The 1,758-nt window shown below is 47.3% G+C and carries 1 protein-coding gene and 1 pseudogene; both read right to left on the bottom strand.

The annotated features are described in order from the left end of the window. Window positions 1-1,301 (bottom strand): PAS domain-containing protein (locus PLA23_RS13105; protein ID WP_324475486.1); only part of this gene is annotated, 1,301 nt, incomplete at its 3' end. A gap of 116 nt (window positions 1,302-1,417) precedes the next feature. After that, window positions 1,418-1,758: pseudogene (locus PLA23_RS13110) on the bottom strand (mRNA surveillance protein pelota); the annotation flags it as partial.

Consider the following 1,758-nt stretch of genomic DNA (forward strand, 5'->3'; position numbering starts at 1 on the left):
CACTGATCAAGCAGTACGTCAACCTCATCTTCGACCATGAGATCACACAGCATCGGGCGCTCACCGGCAGGATAGAGAAGGTGGCCGTGCCGGGACGTCCCCACAAGGTCATTGACTTCCTGTTCAAAAAGCATGGCAAGTGCCTGGTTTACCGAGAGAACCTTATGATCCGGTCCGATAACAAGGGTTGCCAGAGGCAGGCCATCCAGAATATTCCGAAGATATGCTTCACTCTCCCTGATCTGCTTCAGGTAGTTCTCACGGGTAGTACTATCATGGATGACTCCTGCAATTCGGGTAATGGTGTTGGTATCATCAGGTATTGGCGTGAGAATGATCTCATAATGCCGCTCTTCATTTTCTGCTGCCACATCAAGATGCAGCGTTTTAGACTGCTTTTCATGGGCTGTCAGAGAGAGAGCCTGTCTTATCTGCTCTCCAGCGTTTTTGGAGATCAGTCCACCATTATCTGATGAGAGAGAGGAACCCTTCGTCCATCCGGTCAGACTCCTGCAGGAATCATTCACCTCGATGATGGTTCCTCTTATATCAGAAAGAAAAATGCCTTCGGGGATCGCATTCATCAGGGTGGTCATAACCATCCGGCCGGTGGCCAGTTCATGGGCCATCCACTTTTCTTCGGAGAGATCGGTCAGGGTAATGATCAAATCCTCTTCCTTCTGTAAATAGCCGGTTATAAGGACCGGAACCGGAAATCCATCCTTTCTCTTGAGAACTATCTCACGGGTTGTGTCAATATGTCCATTTTTTATACATTCATCAAAAAAAGCAGTAAGATTTGAATCTGAACCAGCAAAATCCAGAAGAGATGATCCGTTCAGGGAGGCCGCCTTGCGATCCAGGACACGTATAGCATATGGATTTGCATATCGTATCGTCCCTGAGCGGTTGATAACCAGGACCCCGGTATCAATGGCCGAGAGAAGTCGACGATACCGCTGTTCCCGTGTATGCAGATTGAGTGAAAGGAGGGCAACCACGAGTCCGATGAAAATGATAATCAGGCACCTGATGATAACATCAAGGTCCATTATCAGAGAATCTGAACTGAAGTACTCAAGGGTGATATATCCGGACACAATGCCCAGTGTAAAGAAAATTCCTATTTTTGGAAACCGCCAGCATGCCAGTATGACTGGGATATAAAACAGGTGGGATATGACTGTATGAATATTATGAGATATCGCAAACCAGGATGTGAAAAAAATTAGCACGGTGATTGATATGATGAATACTACCCAGCGATCCTGGTCTTTTATCCCGGTCACCAGATTATGCATAATACATATTAGAGATCACCGTTTAAACATCAACCGGTTTATTATAACAGGATGCTGCCCCCAGAACAAAAAGAAAGACGCGGATCTTCACTCACATCATACGTTTTCAAAGGGAGTTATCCTATCGCATACCGAAGAATTGCGGCAATACCACCAAGACCAATAAGCCGTTCACCAGGCTCAAACCGCGATGAAAAAATGACAACCTCTGAACGCATCTCTTCTGCCCTTGTGATAAGAGAGGCGGCATCAGGATTTCGCAAAAGCCTGTCAACAACCATGAGCGTCTGGACTGCTCCGCAATTGGTTGCATCCTTTACCGCTTCCATTCCATATGCGACCGGTTCATCTTTTCCGATCCGACGCATAAGTTCATCAAGCAGGGTCACCTCCCGTGCAAGTTGCAGATCCCCGTTCAGCCTCTCCAGGATGCCCTGGCCGATGATCTCCTGCACGG

Source organism: Methanospirillum sp. (assembly GCF_035406105.1).
GTDB lineage: Archaea > Halobacteriota > Methanomicrobia > Methanomicrobiales > Methanospirillaceae > Methanospirillum.